The organism is Micromonospora sp. DT63 (assembly GCF_049841615.1).
Lineage (GTDB): Bacteria > Actinomycetota > Actinomycetes > Mycobacteriales > Micromonosporaceae > Micromonospora.
Genome location: NZ_JBNCKQ010000004.1, coordinates 604,182 through 623,106, shown reverse-complemented (window position 1 = coordinate 623,106; position 18,925 = coordinate 604,182). Strand labels below are relative to the sequence as shown.

Annotated in this window: 18 protein-coding genes; 15 read left to right on the top strand and 3 right to left on the bottom strand. The window is 70.4% G+C overall.

Annotated features, from left to right (window positions below):
• Positions 1 to 31: 31 nt before the first annotated feature.
• The 6 genes from trpS (at position 32) to ACLQ27_RS18645 (ending at position 4,363) form a co-directional block, all read left to right on the top strand.
• A complete protein-coding gene (gene trpS, locus ACLQ27_RS18670; RefSeq protein WP_234585634.1) occupies positions 32 to 1,057 on the top strand; it encodes a tryptophan--tRNA ligase in 1,026 nt (341 codons plus the stop codon).
• Positions 1,058 to 1,082: 25 nt separating this feature from the next.
• Positions 1,083 to 1,652, top strand: a complete 570-nt coding sequence (locus tag ACLQ27_RS18665; RefSeq protein WP_234585639.1) for a 2'-5' RNA ligase family protein — start codon at positions 1,083 to 1,085, stop codon at positions 1,650 to 1,652.
• A gap of 79 nt (positions 1,653 to 1,731) precedes the next feature.
• Positions 1,732 to 2,655: a YhjD/YihY/BrkB family envelope integrity protein gene (locus ACLQ27_RS18660; protein ID WP_234585662.1), complete on the top strand. Its 924-nt coding sequence runs from the start codon at positions 1,732 to 1,734 to the stop codon at positions 2,653 to 2,655.
• Entirely contained in the window at positions 2,655 to 3,041 is a 387-nt protein-coding gene (locus ACLQ27_RS18655; RefSeq protein ID WP_357493507.1) for a GntR family transcriptional regulator, read from the top strand. The genes ACLQ27_RS18660 and ACLQ27_RS18655 overlap by 1 nt, the downstream gene beginning before the upstream one ends.
• Before the next feature lie 217 nt (positions 3,042 to 3,258).
• A complete protein-coding gene (locus tag ACLQ27_RS18650) occupies positions 3,259 to 3,816 on the top strand; it encodes a hypothetical protein (RefSeq protein WP_357573344.1) in 558 nt (185 codons plus the stop codon).
• A 109-nt stretch (positions 3,817 to 3,925) separates the two neighbouring features.
• A complete protein-coding gene (locus ACLQ27_RS18645) occupies positions 3,926 to 4,363 on the top strand; it encodes a hypothetical protein (protein WP_357493511.1) in 438 nt (145 codons plus the stop codon).
• Positions 4,364 to 4,372: 9 nt separating this feature from the next.
• Here the strand turns inward: ACLQ27_RS18645 and ACLQ27_RS18640 are convergent, their stop codons facing one another.
• The 3 genes from ACLQ27_RS18640 to ACLQ27_RS18630 all read right to left on the bottom strand — a co-directional run bounded on the left by ACLQ27_RS18640 (position 4,373) and on the right by ACLQ27_RS18630 (position 7,685).
• Complete coding sequence (locus ACLQ27_RS18640; RefSeq protein ID WP_357573343.1) at positions 4,373 to 4,744, bottom strand: VOC family protein; 372 nt, start codon at positions 4,742 to 4,744, stop codon at positions 4,373 to 4,375.
• 198 nt (positions 4,745 to 4,942) lie between these two features.
• Positions 4,943 to 6,565, bottom strand: a complete 1,623-nt coding sequence (locus ACLQ27_RS18635) for a glycoside hydrolase family 13 protein (RefSeq protein ID WP_357573342.1) — start codon at positions 6,563 to 6,565, stop codon at positions 4,943 to 4,945.
• Between the two features lie 73 nt (positions 6,566 to 6,638).
• Positions 6,639 to 7,685 (bottom strand): LacI family DNA-binding transcriptional regulator, encoded by a 1,047-nt coding sequence (locus ACLQ27_RS18630; protein ID WP_234585685.1) that lies wholly within the window; start codon positions 7,683 to 7,685, stop codon positions 6,639 to 6,641.
• Between the two features lie 197 nt (positions 7,686 to 7,882).
• Here ACLQ27_RS18630 and ACLQ27_RS18625 point away from each other — a divergent pair, with 197 nt between their 5' ends.
• From ACLQ27_RS18625 to ACLQ27_RS18585, 9 genes are all read left to right on the top strand, one after another.
• On the top strand, positions 7,883 to 9,139 hold the full coding sequence (locus ACLQ27_RS18625) for a sugar ABC transporter substrate-binding protein (protein ID WP_234585688.1): 1,257 nt from the start codon (positions 7,883 to 7,885) through the stop codon (positions 9,137 to 9,139).
• A complete protein-coding gene (locus tag ACLQ27_RS18620) occupies positions 9,139 to 10,779 on the top strand; it encodes an ABC transporter permease subunit (protein ID WP_425867809.1) in 1,641 nt (546 codons plus the stop codon). Before ACLQ27_RS18625 ends, ACLQ27_RS18620 begins: the two co-directional genes overlap by 1 nt.
• Positions 10,776 to 11,687: a sugar ABC transporter permease gene (locus ACLQ27_RS18615; protein ID WP_234585692.1), complete on the top strand. Its 912-nt coding sequence runs from the start codon at positions 10,776 to 10,778 to the stop codon at positions 11,685 to 11,687. Before ACLQ27_RS18620 ends, ACLQ27_RS18615 begins: the two co-directional genes overlap by 4 nt.
• Before the next feature lie 68 nt (positions 11,688 to 11,755).
• Positions 11,756 to 12,103, top strand: coding sequence for a hypothetical protein (locus ACLQ27_RS18610; RefSeq protein ID WP_234585695.1), 348 nt, complete (start codon positions 11,756 to 11,758; stop codon positions 12,101 to 12,103).
• Between the two features lie 278 nt (positions 12,104 to 12,381).
• Entirely contained in the window at positions 12,382 to 13,449 is a 1,068-nt protein-coding gene (locus ACLQ27_RS18605) for a BMP family lipoprotein (RefSeq protein ID WP_357494255.1), read from the top strand.
• 91 nt (positions 13,450 to 13,540) lie between these two features.
• The gene (locus ACLQ27_RS18600; protein WP_425867806.1) at positions 13,541 to 15,295 is read left to right on the top strand and encodes an ABC transporter ATP-binding protein; all 1,755 of its coding nucleotides are present in this window, start codon (positions 13,541 to 13,543) and stop codon (positions 15,293 to 15,295) included.
• The gene (locus ACLQ27_RS18595) at positions 15,292 to 16,647 is read left to right on the top strand and encodes an ABC transporter permease (RefSeq protein ID WP_357493521.1); all 1,356 of its coding nucleotides are present in this window, start codon (positions 15,292 to 15,294) and stop codon (positions 16,645 to 16,647) included. Before ACLQ27_RS18600 ends, ACLQ27_RS18595 begins: the two co-directional genes overlap by 4 nt.
• Positions 16,648 to 16,650: 3 nt before the next feature.
• Positions 16,651 to 17,931, top strand: a complete 1,281-nt coding sequence (locus ACLQ27_RS18590) for an ABC transporter permease (RefSeq protein ID WP_357493523.1) — start codon at positions 16,651 to 16,653, stop codon at positions 17,929 to 17,931.
• 155 nt (positions 17,932 to 18,086) lie between these two features.
• Positions 18,087 to 18,797, top strand: a complete 711-nt coding sequence (locus ACLQ27_RS18585; protein ID WP_357493525.1) for a cytidine deaminase — start codon at positions 18,087 to 18,089, stop codon at positions 18,795 to 18,797.
• Positions 18,798 to 18,925 lie beyond the last annotated feature (128 nt).

The window sequence follows — 18,925 nt, the reverse complement described above, 5'->3', positions numbered from 1 at the left end:
GCCCCGCCCGCTTGCTGACAGAATTATCGCCATGCCCGACGTTTCCGAGCGACCCCGCGTCTTCTCCGGCATCCAGCCGACGGCCGACTCGTTCCACCTCGGCAACTACCTGGGAGCCGTGCGGCACTGGGTGGCCCTGCAGGACACCCACGACGCGTTCTACTGCGTGGTGGACCTGCACGCCATCACCGCCGGTCACGATCCGGCGCTGCTGCGCCAGCGGACCAGGGTGGCGGCGGCCCAGCTCTTCGCGGTCGGTCTCGACCCGGAGCGCAGCACCCTGTTCGTGCAGTCGCAGGTGCCCGAGCATCCGCAGCTGGCCTGGGTGCTCGGCTGCATCACCGGCTTCGGCGAGGCCAGCCGGATGACCCAGTTCAAGGACAAGTCGCAGAAGCAGGGCAACGAGCGGGCCAGCGTCGGGCTCTTCACCTACCCCGTTCTGCAGGCCGCCGACATCCTGCTCTACCAGGCCAACGCGGTGCCGGTCGGCGAGGACCAGCGTCAGCACCTGGAGCTCTCCCGCGACCTGGCCCAGCGGTTCAACTCGCTGTTCGGCGCGACGTTCACGGTGCCCGCGCCGCACATCGTCAAGGACACCGCCAAGATCACCGACCTGCAGGACCCGACGGCGAAGATGTCCAAGTCGTCGTCCTCGCCGGCCGGCATCATCGACCTGCTGGACGATCCGGCCCGGTCGGCGAAGAAGATCCGCTCCGCAGTGACCGACACCGGTCGGGAGATCGTCTTCGACGCCGAGACCAAGCCGGGCGTGTCCAACCTGCTGACCATCTACTCGGCGCTCAGCGGGCGGGGCATCGACGAGCTGGTGGCAGCGTTCGCCGGCCGCGGCTACGGAGACCTGAAGAAGGAGCTGGCCGAGGTCGTGGCGGAGTTCGTCCGCCCCATCCAGGAGCGCACGCGCACCTACCTCGACGACCCGGCGCAGCTGGACAAGCTGCTCGCCGCCGGCGCGGAGAAGGCCCGGTCGGTGGCCGGCACGACCCTGCGGTCCGCGTACGAGCGGATCGGTTTCTTCCCGCCGGTGCGCGGCGAATAGCGCTGCGGGACAGGTGGGCGGGTCGGTGGCCGACGTGGCGGCGCGGAGCGTGGATCGCAGTGGCGGGGTGCCGCCGTCCGGCGACACCGTCCAGATCGGCATAGCTGTGGACATCCCGGAGCCGTGGGGGGCCCAGCTCACCCGGCGACGGGTCGAGGCGGGCGATCCCCTCGCGGTGCCGGCACACGTGACGCTGCTCGGTCCGACCGAGATCCCGACCGCCGTCCTGCCGGGCGTCGAGCGGCATCTCGCCGCCGTGGCCGCCGCGCATCTGCCGTTCACGCTGCACCTGCGGGGCACCGGCACGTTCCGGCCGGTGACGCAGGTGGTGTTCGTCGCGGTGGCCGCCGGGATCAGCGAATGCGAACTGCTGGCCGCCGCGATCGCGACCGCGCCGGGCCTGCACCGCCAGACCCGCTTCCCGTACCATCCGCACGTCACCGTGGCGCAGGACGTCGCACCGGAGGCGTTGGACAAGGTGTACGAGGATCTGGCCGACTTCTCCGCGATGTTCGAGGTCGACGGGTTCACCCTCTTCTCGCACAGCGGGCAGGCCCGGTGGCAGCCCCGCCGGGACTTCCGCCTCGGCGACTGACGGTCGGCGACCCGCCGGGCGGCGAGCACTCTTGCGCCGGTTGCCACGGCGGCGGTGGGAGATCGGCGAGGATGATCGCGTGAACGTGATCGGCCGTATCGAGGCGGGCATCGACCGCTGGGTGGGTGCCGCGCGCAGCCGGTCGAACCTGTTCGACCACGTGTGGCGGGCCGGGGCGCTCTACGCCGAGGTGCTGGCCGGGCGGCTCGCCGCGGCGATCGCCTACTACGGCTTCTTCGCCGTCTTCGCGCTGGCTCTGGTCGCGTACTCCATCTTCGGCGCGATCCTGGAGGACAACGACGAGGTCTCCGCGGCGGCGGCCGGGTTCCTGAAGGAGAACCTGCCGTTCCTGGACGCGCAGCAGATCGCCAACTCCAGCGGCACGGTCGGCGTGGTCGGCCTGGTCATCCTGGTCTTCACCGGGATCGGCTGGGTGGAGGCGATCCGCTCCTCGCAGCGCCTCATGTACGCCCTCAACCAGCAGCCCGGCAACCTCGTGGTCCGGCGGCTCGTCGACCTGGGGGTGATGATCGGCGTCTTCGTGCTGCTCGGCCTCTCGGTGGCGGCGGTGGACGCGCTGGAGTCGCTGCTGCGCTTCCTGCTGCGCAGCACCGGGTCGGTCGGCCTGACCACGGTCAGCGCGGTGCTCAGTGTGCTGGTCAACGCGGTGCTCGCCACCGCGCTGCTGCTCGCGGTGCCCCGGCTGCGGATGAGCCGGTCCCGGCTGCGCCCGGTGGTGCTGCTGGTGGCGATCGGCATCACCCTGCTCAACACGGTCGGGCGGTACTACGTGGTGCGTACCGAGCGGAACCCGGCGTACACGGTGGTGGCCGGCGCGGTCGGTCTGCTGCTCTATCTCTACCTGCTCAACCAGCTGGTGCTGTTCGGGGCGGCGCTGCTCGCGACCAGCACGAGCGGGCGGGTGGTGGATCTGGCGGAGGGTGCCCCGCCGGTGGATCCCGACGAGGACACCGATCCCGGTGCGCCGGGGGGTGCGAGCTGATGGCGGAGGTGCCTGACGTGCTGATCACTGTCGACTCCGACTCGCCGGTGCCCCCGTACGAGCAGGTGCGGGTGCAGCTCGCCGAGTTGATCGGTGACGGCCGGTTGCCGGTGGGCAGCCGCCTGCCCACCGTCCGGCAGCTCGCCGCCGACCTGCGGCTGGCCGCGAACACGGTGGCGCGGGCGTACCGGGAGCTGGAGGGGGCGGGGCTGCTGGAGACCCGGGGGCGCAACGGCACGTTCGTCGCACCCGGCCGCGACGCCGCCGTCGACCGGCTGCACCGCGCCGCCGTCGAGTACGCCGCCGAGGCACGGCGGTTGGGCGTACCCCCGGAGCGTGCCCTCGCTCTCGTGCGTGCCGCCCTCGACGCCACCCGGCACGACTGAGCCGCGCAGGCCGAGGAACGTTTCCCGATGAATGTGTGACATTGACCGGTGTTGCGGCCGTGCGTACCCTGCGAGGCGGCCAGCGGTGGGTGGCGCCACCGCCGATCAGCCGTGACACGGGGAGCACGATGTGAGTGGGACCGAGCGGGAAGCCGGATCACCTCCGGCGGGTCGTGGGGCGACGTCGAGACGATGGCTCCTGCTGGCGGTGCCTGCCATGGCGCTGGTGCTGGCCGGGCTCGCGGCTGTGTCGGTGGTGCGCGACAGGGACAAGCCCCCGCAGCGGTCCGCCACCCAGCAGGGAACGCGAGGGGAGCCGGGGGAGTACCCGTCCAGCTCGCCCACTCGCTCCGGACCGTTGCCGGTGTTCCCCGGCATGACACCGAGCACCGTCATGGACGCCTGGGCCGGGCGGTGGCCCGTCCCGGTGACGGTGGACGGCTCGCTGCACATCATCAAGGTGACCCTGCCCGGTAAGCAGGGCCAGTTGTCGGCCGCGGTCGGTCAGCCCTCGAAGGACCGCAAGAACGAGGTGGCCCAGGTCCTCTGCATGGTCAAACTGGCCGGTGCCGTGCAGCGGCAGTTGTTGCAGACGCTTGTCGACGGCTGCATCGGTCCGGTCCTCGGGGCGAAGGAACGCAGGGCGGTGCTCGACTGGCTGATCGGCGTCGACTTTTCCGCTCCGACGTACGAGTTCCGGCGGACCTCCGGGTACGAGCTACTCGCCAACCACAACTCCGACGAGAACTTCGCGCTCAACCTGTTCGCGCGTTGACCCGGGCGACACGCCGGTCGACGGCTGACCGGTCCCCCATTGGCCGCCGGACGGGCGGTAACTGAACAGAACCGCACCGACGCTCGCGTTCGCGGACCATGATGAGCGCGTGGGCGCACTCATGACACTGGACCTGCCGGCCGACTCGCCGATGCTCGGCCTGCCGTGGATCATCACCTTCGGGCCGCTGGGCGACCTCGACGAGTGGGAGCCGGTGGTCTGCGGGCCGTACGAACGGCCGCACGCGTTGGCGTTGGCCGAGGCGGTGGTGGCCGAGGAGCAGTTGATGGCGGTTGTCGAGCCGCTGCTGCCGGCGCTGTCGGCCGACGAGATCCGCAGCGAGATCGCCGCCGCCCAGGTGGCCGCCGAGGACGAGGTCCGGCAGGTCGAGGGAGCGGACCTGTACGGAGACTTCGAGGACGTGATCGACGAGGAGTTGGACGCGGCGGCCGACGAGGCGGGCCACGGTGAGCCCGCCGAGCCGCCGGACGAGGCCGAGGTGCGTGCCGGCTTCACCCGGATCGCGGCGCTGCTCACCGCGAAGTGACGCGACCGCTCAGCGGGTCGGCGGCCCGTCCAGCACGCAGAACTCGTTGCCCTCGGGGTCGGCGAGCACGGTGAACCGCTCGGTGCCGGTCTGGCCGACGTCGACGTGCCGCGCGCCGAGGCCCACCAGCCGACGTACCTCCGCCTGCGGGTCGGTGTCCGCGACCAGGTCGAGGTGGAGACGGTTCTTGCCCTGCTTGGCGGTGCCGGAGCCCTGCAACCAGATGGTGGGCGCGGCGGCGGACGGCTGCTCCGGCGGCCAGAGCTTGGCGCTGCCGTCGTCGCCCTGCTCGACCTCGTAGCCGAGCACCGCCGACCAGAACGCGACCATCACGTCCAGGTTCTCGACATCGATCGTGTACTGCGCCATCCGTACCGCCATGGGGTTCACCTCCGTCGCGACGGCGATACCCACGGGGGCGACGAGGCACACCACCTGTCGCACACGGACACCGGCGCCGCGCGGAGCGGACTCCGCGTGACGCCGGTGCACCTCACCCCCCACCACAAGGGGCCGGTAGCCCAGTCGCCCGTTGGCGCGGGGCACGACGGACGACCAGGTCGAGTTGGGCTTACCCGCTCAGCGCCGTTCCAACCAGGCGGACGCGTCGATGGGCAGCAGGTGATCGGTGAGCGGCGCGCTCGCGACGATGGGCTCGCCGTACCCGTCGATGGCCACTGGCGCTCCGCTGAGGTTGACGACGCAGGTCAGCGCGGTGGTGCCCGCGGTGCGGGAGAAGGCCAGCACGCCCGGTTCGGCCGGCAGCCAGGTGACCTCGCCGGCGTCGACGGCAAGCGCCGGGTGTTCGTGACGGATACGCAGGGCGGCCCGGTACAGCTCCAGCGTCGAGTCGGGCGTACCGGCCTGCGCGGCGACCGACAGGGCACGCCAGGTCGCGGGTGCGGGCAGCCAGCTCAGCTCGCTGCCGGCCGGCCCGAAGCCGTACGGCGCCAGCTCACCGCTCCACGGAATCGGCACCCGGCAGCCGTCGCGGCTCTCGCCGGTCCGCAGGAACGCCGGGTCCTGGCGCAGTTCGTCGGGGAGGTCGAGAACCTCGGGCAGGCCCAACTCCTCGCCCTGGTAGAGGTAGGCGCTGCCGGGGAGGGCGAGCATGAGCAGGCTGGCGGCGCGGGCCCGGCGCAGCCCCTCGGCGCCGTCGCCGTAGCGGGTGACGTGCCGCTGCTTGTCGTGGTTGGACAGCACCCAGGTGGTGGGGGCGCCGACGACTGTCGCCTCGGCGAGGGCGGTGTCGATCACCTTGCGGAACGAGTCGGCCGACCAGGTGGCGTCGAGGAAGTCGAAGCTGAACGCCTGGTGCAGCTCGTCCGGGCCGATGTAGCGGGCCAGCCGCTGCGGTGTCTCGGCCCACGCCTCGGCGACAGCCATCCGGCCGCCCGGGTAGCTGTCCAGGATGGGCCGCCACGCGCGGTAGATCTCGTGCACCTCGTCCTGGTCGAAGTAGGGCAGGCGGGCCCTGCCGAGCAGGTCGACCTGGCGCTGCCCGGTCGTCGCCGTGCCGAAGCCGACGTCCGGCAGCCCTTCGGCCTTGATCATGCCGTGGGCCACGTCGACGCGGAAGCCGTCCACGCCCCGGTCCAGCCAGAACCGCAGGACGTCCTCGAACTCGGCGCGGACCTCGGGGTGGCGCCAGTTCAGGTCCGGCTGGGCCGGGTCGAACAGGTGCAGATACCACTGGCCGTCGGCGATCCGGGTCCAGGCCGGGCCGCCGAAGATGCTCTCCCAGTCGTTGGGGGGCCTGTCGCCGTGCTCGCCCCGGCCGTCGGCGAAGTGGTAGCGGGCGCGCTCGGGCGAGCCGGGGCCGGCGGCGAGGGCGTCGACGAACCAGCGGTGCGCGCTGGAGGTGTGGTTGGGCACCAGGTCGACGATGATCCGCAGGCCGAGGGCGTGCGCGTCGGTGATCATCGCGTCGAAGTCGGCGAGCGTGCCGAACATGGGGTCGACGTCCCGGTAGTCGGCGACGTCGTAGCCGCCGTCGACCATGGGGGAGGTGTAGAAGGGGGTCAGCCAGAGGGCGTCCACCCCGAGGTCGCGCAGGTACGGCAGCCGCTCCCGGATGCCCGCGAGGTCGCCGACGCCGTCGCCGTCGCTGTCGGCGAAGCTGCGCACGTAGACCTGGTAGACGACCGCCGAGCGCCACCAGTCGTCGTCGGTGCGGGGCGGGGTGATGGTGCTGACGGCCATTGGTGATGTTTCCCCGTCTGTCTCAGGCTCGGGCGCGGCTGTCTGAGCAATATGCCGCCCGCCTCTGCAAGAGTCAAGCAGATCTTGCGTAAGGAAATCGCACGGCGGCCGGGGCGACAGCTGTCGAGCCCCGCGCGACCAGCTCGGGGCGGAACAGGTACTCCGAGTGCGGGGCGCCGTGCCCGTTGATCTCGTCCACCAGGGCCCGGACCGCGGCGACCGCCATGGCGATGACTGGCTGCCGCACGGTGGTCAGCGGCGGGTCGGTGAACGCCATCAGCGGCGAGTCGTCGTAGCCGACCACGGAGAGGTCGCCCGGAACTGTCAGACCGCGTTGCCGGGCTGCCCGCACCGCGCCGAGCGCCATCAGGTCGGAGCCGCAGACCAGGCCGGTGACGCCCCGGTCGAGCAGGCGGCCGGCCGCCGCCTCGCCACCCTCCACACCGAACAGCGTCAGCTCGGCCAGCGGGCCGAGGTCGGCCTCGGCGACGCCGGCCAGGCGCGTCATCGCCGCCCGCCAGCCGGCCACCTTGCGCTGCACCGGCACGAACCGGTCCGGGCCGGTGATCAGGCCGATCCGCCGGTGCCCGAGCGCGACGAGGTGGGCCACGGCGAGTTCGGCGGCCTCCCGGTCGTCGCAGGAGACGAAGGGGGCGCCGATGCCGGGGACGTACCCGTTGATCATCACGACCGGCAGCGGCCGGGCGATCAGCGCCCGGTAGCGGTCGTGGTTGGCTGCGGTGTCGGCGTGCAGGCCGGAGACGAAGACGATCCCCGAGACCTGCCGGTCCAGCAGCATCTCCACGTATTCGTCCTCGGTCACGCCGCCGGCGGTTTGGGTGCAGAGCACCGGGGTGAACCCGCTCTGCGCCAGCGTCGACTCGATGACCTGCGCGAACGCGGGGAAGATCGGGTTGTCCAACTCGGGCACCACCAGGCCGACCAGGCCGGCGCTGCGCTTGCGCAGTCGGGCCGGTCGCTCGTAGCCGAGGACGTCGAGGGCGGTCAGGACGGCCTGTCGGGTCTCCGGGGCCACGCCGGGGCGGTCGTTGAGCACCCGCGACACCGTGGCCTCGCTGACTTCGGCCTGCTGGGCGATGTCGGACAGTCGAGCGCGCATGGCGGCACTTTAGCCCACCGGCAAGTTCTTGCGGGGCGCTCTGCAAGCCCTTCCATTATCTGCAACGTCTTGCTAACGTCCCCGCAACATAGGCGAGCAGCGGCGCAGCATCGCTGCGTCGGTTGGCAAAAACTTTCAACTTCCCACTGGCGGACCGCCCTTCCCCCGGCGGCTCCGCCATGACGACAGGAGTACCGATGCGCATCCGTACCGCGGGTGTGGTCGCCCTCTTCACCCTGGCGCTCGCCGCTTCCGGCTGCGGTGGCGACGACAAGAGCGACAAGCCAGGCGCCGGCGCCTCCCCCCAGGCCGCCGGCGGCAAGCTCGTGATCTGGGCCGACGACAAGCGGACCGCCGCCCTCAAGCCGTTCACGGACAAGTTCGGCCAGGAGAACGGCGTCACCGTCGAGGTGCAGGCCGTCCCCAACGAGGACCTCCAGAACAACTTCGTGACCGTGTCGAGCCAGGGCGGCGGCCCGGACGTGGTGATCGGCGCGCACGACTGGATCGGCAACCTGGTCCAGAACGGTGCCATCGACCCGGTGCAGCTGCCCGACGAGCAGAAGGCCACCTTCAACGAGACCGCCATCAAGGCCGTCACGTTCAACGGCCAGCTCTACGGCGTGCCGTACGCGCAGGAGAACCTCGCGCTGATCCGCAACACCGACCTGGCCCCCGAGGCGCCGAAGACGATCGAGGACCTGGTCGCCACCGGCAAGCAGCTCAAGGCGCAGAAGAAGGTCACCGAGACGCTCTGCCTGCAGGTCGGCCAGAAGGGCGACGCCTACCACATCTACCCGCTGTACGCCTCGGCCGGCGGTTACCTCTTCGGCACCACGGCGAACGGCGACTACGACCCGAAGGACCTCGGCGTGGGCAAGCCGGAGTCGATCGCCGCGTTCAAGAAGATCGCCGCGCTCGGCGAGAAGGGCGAGGGCGTGCTGAAGCGCTCGATCGCCGACACCAACTCGACAGCCACCTTCACCAGCAAGAAGTGCGCCTTCCTGGTCTCCGGACCGTGGGCCACCGCCGACGTCAAGAAGGCCGGCATCACGTACGACATCTCCGCCGTTCCCGGCTTCGCCGGTGGCAAGCCCGCCGCCCCGTTCGTCGGCGTCCAGTCCTTCTACGTCGCCGCCAAGGGCAAGAACAAGGCTCTGGCCCAGGAGTTCGTCGCCAACTACGTCGCCAAGCCGGAACTGGCCGTGGCGCTCTACCAGGCCGACCCGCGCCCGCCGGCGCTGACCGCCGCGCTGGACCAGGTCAAGGGCAGCGACCCGGACCTGGCCAAGTTCATCGAGGCCGGCAAGAACGGCCAGGTGCTCCCCGCCATCCCGGCCATGGCCGCGATCTGGGACCCGTTCGGCAAGGCGGAGGCCGCAGTCATCGGCGGCGCCGACCCGACCAGCACGGTCACCGCTGCCGGCAAGACGATCGCCGGTTCGATCAAATAATGAGTATGCCGCTGTCCGGCCCGGGGTCTGCCCAGCAGACCCCGGGCCGGGGGCCCGTGGGTAGCGGGTCCCCGCGCACGTCCCGTACCGCGCGGAACCACGCGCCGATCACCGCGGCCGGTCTCGCCGCGAAGGTGATCCTGCTCGGCCTGGTGGCCGGAATCGCGATCTGGGCGGCCTTCCCGCTCGTGGAGGCCGGGCAGTGGATCGGGCTGGCGGTGCTGGTGGTGACGACCGCCGCGCTGTTCTACCTGTACGCGGGCCGCCGGCACGTCCCGGCGAAGTACCTCGTACCGGGAACGCTCTTCCTGATCGCCTTCCAGATCGTGCCGGTGCTCTACACCGCGAGCACGGCCTTCACCAACTTCGGCGACGGCCACCGGGGCAGCAAGGACGACGCGATCGTCGCCATCGAGAGCTCCTCGGTGAAGCAGGTCCCGGGCTCCACCCAGTACCCGCTGTCCGTCGCCACCACTGGCGACCCCGCCACCGGCGACCTGGTCTTCCTCATCACCGACCCGGAGACCAACACGGTCTCCGTCGGCGACACCGGTGGCCTGCGCCCGCTCGACCCCGACGCGGTCACCGTCGCCCTAGGCGGAAAGGTCACCGCGGCCGACGGCTACACCGTGCTGACCATCGGCCAGGCCAGCGCGCGCAGCAAGGACATCACCGACCTGGTGGTGCCGACCGCCGGCGGCGCGCTGCGCTCGTCCGGCCTGTCCCGGGCGTACGAGGGCAAGGCCGTGCGGGCGTACGACGCGGGCTGCGACTGCGTCCGGGACAGTGACAGCGGCCGGACCTGGACCGCGGATGGCGAGGCCGGCGCGTTCGTCGCCGCCGACGGCGAGCGGCTGGCCCAGGGCTGGAAGGTGAACGTCGGGCTGTCCAACTTCACCCGGGTGCTCACCGACGAGCGGATCTCCGGGCCCTTCCTCGGAACGCTTGTCTGGAACTTCGCCTTCGCGATCGGCTCCACCGGCGGCACGTTCATCCTCGGCATGCTCATCGCGCTCGCGCTGCACTCGCCCCGGATGCGGGGCACCAACCTCTACCGGATGCTGCTGATCCTGCCGTACGCCATGCCGTCGTTCGCGATGCTGCTGGTCTGGCGGGACATGTTCAACACCGACTTCGGGCTGATCAACAACCTGTTCGGGCTCGGCGTCGACTGGTTCGGCCAGGACTGGACGGCCCGCGCCGCGGTGATCCTGGTGCAACTCTGGCTCGGCTACCCGTACATGTTCCTGGTGGCCACCGGCGCGCTCCAGGCCATCCCGCGGGAGCTGACCGAGGCCACCTCGGTCGACGGGGCCTCACCCTGGCAGTCGTTCCGGGCGGTCACCCTGCCGCTGCTGCTGGTCGCGCTCTCGCCGCTGCTGATCTCGTCGTTCGCGTTCAACTTCAACAACTTCAACGCGATCTACCTGACCACCGAGGGTGCGCCGTTCCCGGCGGACAACCCCAGCAACGGGGCCACCGACCTGCTGATCACGTACACCTACCGGCTGGCGTTCGGTGGGCAGGCCGCCCAGTTCGGCTTCGCCGCGGCGGTCTCGCTGTTCATCTTCGCCATCGTCGCGGTGGTGTCGGCGGTCAGCTTCCGGCGGACCCGGCAACAGGAGGAGGTGTACGCGTGACCACGCTCACCGGCACGAGCCGCCCGACGGCGGTCGACCGCCCGGCGCGAAGGCGGAGGAACCGCTGGTTTGCGCAGGTCGGCTGGCGGCACCTGGTCGGTCTGCTCGGCGTGCTGTTCAGCCTCTTCCCCCTCGTCTTTGTCGTCTCGGCGGCGCTCAACCCGCTCGGCACCCTCTCCTCCACCGAGCTGGTGCCGACCGGCGGGGTGTCGTTCGAGAACTTCGGGGACCTCTTCGCCCGCACCGATTTCGCCAACTGGTTCCTGAACTCGCTGCTCATCGCGGGGGGCGCGTCGTTCGCCTCGGTGTTCCTCTCGGCGCTCGCGGCGTACGCCTTCTCCCGGATGCGCTTTGCGGGGCGACGGGTGGGGTTGCTGTCGCTGCTGTTGATCCAGATGTTCCCGCAGTTCCTGGCGATCGTGGCGATCTTCCTGATCTTCGGCACGATCACCGACCTGTGGCCGGCGGTCGGCTTCAACACCCCGTGGGGTCTGCTGCTGCTCTACCTGGGTGGAGCGCTGGGCGTGAACACCTGGCTGATGAAGGGCTTCTTCGACACCCTGCCCCGGGAGCTGGACGAGTCGGCCACCATGGACGGCGCCTCGCACGCACAGGTCTTCTTCCGGATCATGCTGCCGTTGGTGGCGCCGATCCTCGCGGTGACCGGGCTGCTCGCGTTCATCAACACCATCAACGAGTTCCTGATGGCGAGCGTCTTCCTCACCGACACGGACGCCAAGACCCTCGCGGTCGGCATGCGGGGCATGCTGCAGGGCGGCGAGCGGAACACCAACTTCGGGATCTTCGCCGCCGGCACCCTGCTCACCGCGATCCCGACAGTGCTGGTGTTCCAGTTCCTCCAGCGCTTCATCGTCTCCGGCCTCACCTCCGGCGCGGTGAAGGGGTGAGCCCCCTCGACGCGCCGACCGGCCGACCCCCTACTACGAACCGTCGTTGATGGGGGAGGATGGGCGGCGTGGAAGCACTGCGACTCATTCTCCTCTATGTCCATCTGATCGGCTTCGCCCTGCTGCTCGGCGGTTCGATCGCCCAGTACGTCAGCGGGAAGCTGCGCATCAACTCCGCCATGCTCTGGGGCGCCGTGATCCAGTTGCTGACCGGCCTCGGACTCTCCGCGCCGCTGCGCGGCGGCGGTGACGACGAGCCGGACCCGGCGAAACTTGTGACGAAGTTGGTGATCGCGCTGCTGATCTTCGTCATGGTCTTCTTCTCGCGGAAGCGGGACGTGGTCAACCGTGGCCACTTCCTCGCGATCGTCGGCCTGACCCTGGTCAACGCGGCGGTCGCCGTCTTTTGGCGGTAGCGTCCGGGGAGGGGATGACCTCCGCCGAACCGGACGTTCGGGACGCCTTGATGCTCGGCTACCAGCACGAAGAGTGATGTGCCCCACCCAAGGGTTACACCCGGGTAACAGGCGCTCAACAGTCGTGCACGATTGTCGGCCGGTGGGTGGGCGCGGGCGTACGCTCCCGTCCGTAACGTGGGACAGCCGGCGGCACACCCGCAGGTCGGCTGATGGGCTGCCACCGCACTAGGCGCGGTGTGCAATGGGAAGGAGACGTCTTGCGCTCGGTGCGTGGGATGCGGATCGCCTCGATCTTCGCGGTAGGTGGGCTCGTGCTCAGCGCCGCCGCGTGTGGCGAGGCCCCCGATGATGACAAGAACGCCGGCAGTGGCGCCAAGAAGTTCAGCGCCTGCATGGTGACCGACGTCGGCGGCATCGACGACAAGTCGTTCAACACCTCGGCCTGGAAGGGCCTGCAGGAGGCCAAGGCCGCCAACGACAACATCGACATCAAGTACGTCGCGTCGAAGGCCGAGGCCGACTACGAGCCGAACCTGACGCAGTACGTCAACCAGAAGTGCGACTTCATCCTGGCCGTCGGTGGCCTGATGGCCAACGCGACCTCGAAGATCGCCAAGGCGAACCCGAACCAGCAGTTCGGCATCGTGGACGCCAACCCGGGTGACGCCAACGTCTACCCGATGCAGTTCGACACCGCCCAGGCCGCGTTCCAGGCCGGCTACCTGGCCGCCGGGATGAGCAAGAGCGGCAAGGTGGGCACCTACGGTGGTCTGCCGATCCCGCCGGTGACGATCTTCATGGACGGCTTCGTCGACGGCGTGGCGCACTACAACAAGACCAAGGGCAAGAACGTCCAGGCGCTCGGCTGGAACAAGGAGACCCAGAAGGGCTCCTTCACCAACGACTTCGCCAAGCAGGACGAGGGCAAGAAGGTCTCCGACGCGCTGGTCGCCCAGGGCGCGGACATCATCATGCCGGTCGCCGGCGGCTCCGGCCTCGGCACCACCTCGGCGGCGAAGGCCTCGGGCGGCAAGTACAACACCATCTGGGTGGACGTCGACGGCTGCGAGAGCACCCCGGACTGCGCCGCGATCATCACCACCGTGGTCAAGAACATCCCGGAGGCCGTCAAGGAGGCCGTGGTGAAGGCCGCCGGTGGCGAGAAGCTGCAGGCCAACCCGGGCTTCGTCGGCACCCTGGCCAACACCGGTGTCTCGATCGCCCCGTACCACGACTTCGACAGCAAGGTTCCGGCCGAGCTGAAGGCCGAGGTCGACAAGATCAAGGCGGACATCGCCGCCGGCACCATCACCGTCACCTCGAAGGCCCAGCCGACCAAGTGACAACCGCCCGGCCGCTCCGGTGAGATCATCGCAGGAGCGGCGGGGTACAGGTACGACCGATCCGGCCGCTCCGGCCCGCGGGTGACCACCCGTGGGGCCGGAGCGGCCGATCGCGCGCCACGGTGACCGGCCTGGTCCGGCCCGGTCGACCAGCAGCTACGCTGCACCATCGCTCGCACTCCAGGAGGTTGCGCTGAGACTCGAACTGCGCGGCATCACCAAGCGGTTCGGTGATCTGGTCGCCAACGACCACATCGACCTGACGGTGGAGCCTGGAGAGATTCACGCCCTGCTCGGCGAGAACGGCGCGGGCAAGTCGACCCTGATGAACGTGCTCTACGGGCTCTACCAGCCCGACGAGGGCGAGATCCTGGTCGACGGCACGCCGCTGAAGCTGAAGGGCCCGTCCGATGCCATCGCGGCCGGGATCGGCATGGTGCACCAGCACTTCATGCTGGTGCCGGTCTTCACGGTGGCCGAGAACATCATGCTCGGCGCCGAGCAGGTCCGGGGCGGCATCGCCGGCTTCCTGGACCGGCGGCGGGCCCGGCGCGAGGTCACCGAGGTGTCCGAGCGCTACAACCTGCGGGTCGACCCCGATGCGGTGATCGAGGATCTGCCGGTCGGCATCCAGCAGCGCGTGGAGATCGTCAAGGCGCTCACCCGCGACGTCGACCTGCTCATCCTGGACGAGCCGACCGCGGTGCTCACGCCTCAGGAGACCGAGGAGCTGTTGACGGTCATGCGGTCGCTGAAGGCGGCCGGCAAGTCGATCGTCTTCATCACCCACAAGCTCGGCGAGGTCAAGGCGATCGCCGACCGGATCACGGTGATCCGGCGCGGAAAGACCGTCGGCACCGCCTCGCCGGAGACGAGCCGCGACGAGCTGGCCGCGCTGATGGTCGGCCGCAGCGTCCGGCTCACCGTGGAGAAGTCGCCTGCCACCCCGGGCGAGCCGGTGCTGGAGGTGGCCGGGCTGGTCGTCGACGACGACCGGCAGATCCGGGCGGTCGACGGCGTGGACCTGACCGTACGCGCGGGCGAGGTGCTCGGCGTGGCGGGCGTGCAGGGCAACGGCCAGACGGAGCTGATCGAGGCGATCATGGGCCTGCGCCCGGTGCTCGCCGGCACGGTCAGCCTGAGCGGCGACCGGATCGACGGCTGGAAGACCAAGAAGGTGCTCCGCGCCGGCGTCGGCTACGTCCCCGAGGACCGCAGCGTTGACGGCCTGGTCAAGGAGTTCAGCGTCGCCGAGAACCTGGTGCTGGACATCTACGACCGGCCGCCGTTCGGTGCCGGGCTCGCCCTCAAGCCGGACGCCATCGCGTCCTCGGCCCGGGAGCGGATCGAGCAGTTCGACGTCCGTACCTCATCTGCGGACGCGGCGGTGGGCACCCTCTCCGGCGGTAACCAGCAGAAGGTGATCGTGGCCCGGGAGCTGTCCCGGCCGCTGAAGCTCTTCATCGCCGCCCAACCGACCCGTGGCGTGGACGTCGGGTCGATCGAGTTCATCCACAGCCAGATCATTCACGAGCGGGACATCGGCACGGCCGTCATGGTGGTCTCCAGCGAGCTTGACGAGGTGGTCGGGCTGGCCGACCGGATCGCGGTGATGTACCGCGGACGGATCATCGGCATCGTCGGTCCGGACACCCCCCGCGAGGAGATCGGCCTCCTGATGGCCGGCATTCGCCCGGACGCCGCTGCCGGCTCCGGCACCCCGGCCGAGCCCGACGTGGCCCCCGCTGCCGCCGGGACCGGCACGACTCCCGCCGCCAGCGAGACCGGCGTGGCCGACGGGAGCCCGGCGAGCGACGCAGGCTCCGCGAACGAGGACGAGGCATGAGCGACAGCAATCCGCAGTCGGGTTCCCCGGACAAGGAGCCGGCGAGCGAGGCGCAGGCGGCGCAGAACGCGCTCGGCAACACCGAGCGGGCCGGCACGACGACCACGCCCGAGGCCCCCGGGTCGCAGCCGAAGCCGTCCCTGGGCCGGCTCTTCCTGGACAACCTCTGGGCGGCCAACACCTTCACGGTGACCCTGCTGTCGCTGGTGCTGGCGATCGTCGTCGGCGCGGTGCTGATGATCGTCTCCGACCCGGACGTGCTGCACACCTACACCTACATCACCGCCCGTCCCGCCGATGCGCTCAACTCGAGCTGGACGCTGGTGAGCGAGGCGTACGCGAACTTGTTCAAGGGCTCGATCTTCGACCCCGAGGCGTTCTCCGGCTGGGTGAACGGCAGCAACGGCTGGCAGGCGGTGCTCGCGCCGATCTCCGAGACGCTGACGTACGCCGCGCCGTTGGTCTTCACCGGCCTGGCGGTGGCGCTGGCCTTCCGTGGCGGCCTGTTCAACATCGGCGCGCAGGGCCAGGCCACCATCGGCGTGATCCTGGCCGCGCTGGCCGGCTTCCTGCTGCCGTTGCCGCCCGGCCTGCACCTGCTGGTGGCGGTGCTGGCCGGCGCGTTGGGCGGGGCGATCTGGGGCTTCATCCCGGGCATCCTCAAGGCTCGCGCCGGTGCCCACGAGGTGATCAACACGATCATGCTCAACTACGTCGCCACGTACTTCCTGACCTGGCTCATCGTGCAGAACGGCGTGCAGGACCCGACCCGGACCGACGCGATCAGCAAGGCGGTGGACACCTCCGCCCAGCTGCCGCGCCTGCTCGGCGACAACCTGCGGGTGCACGCCGGCATCCTGCTCGCCGTGCTGGCCACCTGGGCGGTCGCCTGGCTGCTGAACCGGTCGACGCTCGGCTTCGAGCTGCGCGCGGTCGGCGCCAACCCGGACGCCGCGCGGACGGCGGGCATCAGCGTCACCCGGACTTACATCCTGATCATGGTCTTCTCCGGGATCCTGGCCGGCCTGGGCGGCTCGAACATGGTGCTCGGCTCGACGGCCAGCGCGTTGACCCCGCTGGTGGTCGCGCAGATCGGCTTCGACGGCATCCTGGTGGCGCTGCTCGGCCGGGTGAAGCCGTGGGGGGTGCTGCTCGCGGCGCTGCTGTTCGGCGCGCTCCAGGCCGGAGGCAACCGGATGCAGTCGTACTCCGGTATCTCGCTGGAGCTGGTGACCGTGCTTCAGGCGCTGATCGTCATCTTCATCGCCGCGCCGGCCCTGGTGAAGGCGATCTTCCAGCTCCGGGCCGCACGGGCCGCCCGGTTGCAGACGAGCCTGGCGAAGGGCTGGTAACGCATGTCCACCATGGCTGTCCCCGACGTCGCGGTCGCCGCGGTCGACGAGGGCTTCTGGACCCGGACCCGCAAGGTCGGTCTCACGCTGCTGGCGCTCGGTCTGCTGTCGGCGGTGCTCTTCGGGGCGCTCGCCACCGATCAGCAGGCCCGGTTCACGCTCAGCGATGACGCTGCCGGCGCCGCACTGGAGATCAACGGCACGATCGGGGCGATCCTGTTCGGGATCATCGCGATCGCCGCCGGCGCGGCGCTGCTCGCCGGTGTGCCGAAGCGCTGGTTCCTGCCCGTGCTCGCCGTCGGGTTGGTCGGCTTCGTGCTCTCCTTCCTCTGCTGGCAGGTCTCCGCCGCGCCGGCCGGGCAGAACTTCATGCCGCTGGTCAACATCATCCGGGGCACGTTCATCCTGGCCCTGCCGCTGATCTTCGGCGCGCTCGCCGGGGTGCTCTGCGAGCGGTCCGGCGTGGTCAACGTGGCCATCGAGGGTCAGCTGCTGATGGGCGCGTTCAGCGGGGCCCTGTTCGGCAGCATCTCCGGCAACGTCTGGGTGGGTCTGGTCGCCGCCGCCATCGGTGGCGCGTTCATCTCGCTGCTGCTGGCCGTCTTCGCCATCCGCTACCTGGTCGACCAGGTCGTCATGGGCATCGTGCTGAACCTGCTCGCGGTCGGTGTCACCGGCTTCCTCTACGAGCGGTTGATGCAGACCGACGCGGAGAAGTACAACAGCGCGCCGCGCTTCAGCAACTGGGAGATCCCCCTGCTCAAGGACATCCCGGTGCTCGGGCCGGCGCTGTTCCGCGGCAACATCTTCCTCTACGTCGGCCTGCTCCTGGTGCTGGTGATCCACATCGGGCTGTTCCGCACCCGGTGGGGCCTGCGTACCCGGTCGGTCGGCGAGCACCCGATCGCCGCCGACACGCTCGGGGTCAAGGTGCTGCGGGTGCGCTACCGCAACGTGCTGCTGGCCGGCGTGGTGGCGGGCATCGGCGGCGCGTCGTACACGCTGGCGCTCTACTCGTTCACCAAGAACATGATCGGCGGCAAGGGCTTCATCGCGCTGGCCGCGCTGATCTTCGGCCGGTGGAACCCGACCGGGGCGCTGCTCGCCGCGCTCTTCTTCGGCTTCGCCGACCAGCTCGCCACCTATCTGGGCGCGATCAACAGCTCGATCCCCAGCCAGTTCCTGGCCATGCTGCCCTACCTGGCGACCATCCTGGCGGTCGCCGGTCTGGTCGGCCGGGTCCGGGCACCGGCCGCCGACGGCAAGCCGTACATCAAGGGCTGACTCCCCACCCTCCACCCTGTTGACCAAGAGGTTCGCGTCAGGATCGGCGACTTTCCTGACGCGAACCTCTTGATCACCGTGCCGGGGCGCGGCGGGGTGGGTGCGTTCCCCGCCCTGCCTGCTTCTGACCTGGGCTGCTTCGGCAGAATGATGGGATGACCGACATTGACTGGGCGCGGTTGCGCGCCGCCGCCACCGAGGCGATGCGGCACGCGTACGCGCCGTACTCGACGTTCCCGGTCGGCGCGGCCGCGCTGGTCGACGACGGCCGCGTGGTGGTCGGCTGCAACGTGGAGAACGCCGCGTACGGCGTGACGCTCTGCGCCGAGTGCGGAGTGGTGTCCAGCCTGCACGCCACCGGTGGTGGTCGCCTCGTCGCGCTCTCCTGTGTCGACGCGACAGGTGAGCCGCTGATGCCGTGCGGCAGGTGCCGGCAACTGCTCTGGGAGAACGGCGGGCCGGAGTGCCTGATCGAGACGAAGGGCCGCCCGCTGCGGATGGCGGAACTGCTGCCGCACGCCTTCGGCGTGGAGGACCTGGAGGCGGTGACCGGCGAGACCCCGGTGCCGGTGGTCCCGGAGCGGCTGGCCGCCTGGCGTGGACGGGGCACCGTCTTCGTGCACCCGGACCTCTCGGACGGGCAGCAGGTCTGGACGGCGTACTGGGAGCGCTCGGCGGGAGACGACGCGAGCGCCGAGACCGGCGTGCTGGAGGAGGCTCCGAGCTGGGACGACCCGGACGAGGCGATCACCTGGGGGATGGCGCGCACGCCCCGGGTTGTCGTTGTCGACGAGACCGGGACGATCTTCTGGGCCGGCGAGGGGGAGCCGCCTGCGGAGATCCCGGTGCGGTGGGCTGGTGGCTGAGCTTGGGGCGGGGGCCGACCGTGCCCGGCTCCGGGCGGTCAGGCTTGATCCCTGCGCCGGGGCCCGGGGGGCCCCGCCCCCACCGGGGGACCGGGCGGAGGGGGGGGGGTGAGGAACACAGGCGGGGA

What these genes read in the sequence shown, in the direction of transcription:
- trpS (WP_234585634.1), top strand. Translation starts at nt 32, where the DNA reads ATGCCCGACGTTTCCGAGCGACCCCGCGTCTTCTCCGGCATCCAGCCG.
- ACLQ27_RS18650 (WP_357573344.1), top strand. Translation starts at nt 3,259, where the DNA reads ATGGCGCTGGTGCTGGCCGGGCTCGCGGCTGTGTCGGTGGTGCGCGAC.
- ACLQ27_RS18635 (WP_357573342.1), bottom strand. Translation starts at nt 6,565, where the DNA reads ATGGCCGTCAGCACCATCACCCCGCCCCGCACCGACGACGACTGGTGG.
- ACLQ27_RS18605 (WP_357494255.1), top strand. Translation starts at nt 12,382, where the DNA reads ATGCGGATCGCCTCGATCTTCGCGGTAGGTGGGCTCGTGCTCAGCGCC.
- ACLQ27_RS18655 (WP_357493507.1), top strand. Translation starts at nt 2,655, where the DNA reads ATGGCGGAGGTGCCTGACGTGCTGATCACTGTCGACTCCGACTCGCCG.
- ACLQ27_RS18640 (WP_357573343.1), bottom strand. Translation starts at nt 4,744, where the DNA reads ATGGCGGTACGGATGGCGCAGTACACGATCGATGTCGAGAACCTGGAC.
- ACLQ27_RS18590 (WP_357493523.1), top strand. Translation starts at nt 16,651, where the DNA reads ATGTCCACCATGGCTGTCCCCGACGTCGCGGTCGCCGCGGTCGACGAG.
- ACLQ27_RS18585 (WP_357493525.1), top strand. Translation starts at nt 18,087, where the DNA reads ATGACCGACATTGACTGGGCGCGGTTGCGCGCCGCCGCCACCGAGGCG.
- ACLQ27_RS18595 (WP_357493521.1), top strand. Translation starts at nt 15,292, where the DNA reads ATGAGCGACAGCAATCCGCAGTCGGGTTCCCCGGACAAGGAGCCGGCG.
- ACLQ27_RS18630 (WP_234585685.1), bottom strand. Translation starts at nt 7,685, where the DNA reads ATGCGCGCTCGACTGTCCGACATCGCCCAGCAGGCCGAAGTCAGCGAG.
- ACLQ27_RS18620 (WP_425867809.1), top strand. Translation starts at nt 9,139, where the DNA reads ATGAGTATGCCGCTGTCCGGCCCGGGGTCTGCCCAGCAGACCCCGGGC.
- ACLQ27_RS18625 (WP_234585688.1), top strand. Translation starts at nt 7,883, where the DNA reads ATGCGCATCCGTACCGCGGGTGTGGTCGCCCTCTTCACCCTGGCGCTC.